This is a genomic window from Noviherbaspirillum aerium (assembly GCF_008929045.1).
GTDB lineage: Bacteria > Pseudomonadota > Gammaproteobacteria > Burkholderiales > Burkholderiaceae_D > Noviherbaspirillum > Noviherbaspirillum aerium.
The window spans coordinates 1-993 of sequence record NZ_VFAH01000078.1 but is presented as its reverse complement, the minus strand read 5'-3'; the positions used below and the strand labels follow the sequence as shown (position 1 = coordinate 993).

Annotated in this window: 1 protein-coding gene; it reads left to right on the top strand. The window is 60.9% G+C overall.

The window, feature by feature from the left end; all coding sequences use genetic code 11:
- Nucleotides 1–993, top strand: a 993-nt coding sequence (gene gap, locus FH061_RS30145; RefSeq protein WP_225984991.1) for a type I glyceraldehyde-3-phosphate dehydrogenase, incomplete at both ends; no start/stop codon positions are given.

The following is a 993-nucleotide window of genomic DNA, read 5'->3' as shown; positions in this document are numbered from 1 at the left end:
ATTCGTGTCGCAATCAACGGCTATGGCCGTATCGGCCGCAACATCCTTCGCGCTCACTACGAAGGCGGCAAAAAGAATGATATCCAGATCGTTGCCATCAACGACCTCGGCAATGCGCAGTCGAATGCCCACCTGACCCGTTACGACACGGCCCATGGCAAGTTCCCCGGCACGGTCGAAGTCGACGGCGACTTCATGATCGTCAACGGCGACAAGATCAAGGTCTTCGCTCAGCGCAATCCGGCTGAAATCCCGTGGGGCGAACTCAATGTCGACGTCGTGCTCGAGTGCACCGGCTTCTTCACCACCAAGGAAAAGGCCTCGGCCCACCTCAAGGGCGGCGCCAAGAAGGTCATCATTTCCGCGCCCGGCGGCAAGGATGTCGATGCGACCGTCGTCTTCGGCGTCAACCAGAACGTGCTCAAGGCAAGCGATACCGTCATCTCCAACGCCTCCTGCACCACCAACTGCCTGGCGCCGCTGGTCAAGCCGCTGCATGACAAGATCGGCGTGGTCAACGGCCTGATGACCACCGTCCATGCCTACACCAACGACCAGGTGCTGACCGACGTGATGCATGAAGACCTGCGCCGCGCCCGTTCCGCCACCCAGTCGATGATCCCGACCAAGACCGGCGCCGCTGCCGCGGTCGGCCTGGTGCTGCCGGAACTCAACGGCAAGCTGGACGGTTTCGCGATCCGCGTGCCGACCATCAACGTCTCCATCGTCGACCTGTCCTTCGTCGCTGCGCGCGACACGACCGTCGATGAAATCAACGCGATCATGAAGGAAGCCGCCGACGGTGCGCTCAAAGGCATCCTGACCTACAACACCGATCCGCTGGTATCGGTGGACTTCAACCACAATCCGGCATCGAGCAACTTCGATGCGACCCTCACTAAGGTATCCGGCCGCCTGGTCAAGGTCTCTTCCTGGTACGACAACGAGTGGGGCTTCTCCAACCGCATGCTCGACACCACGGTTGCGCTGATG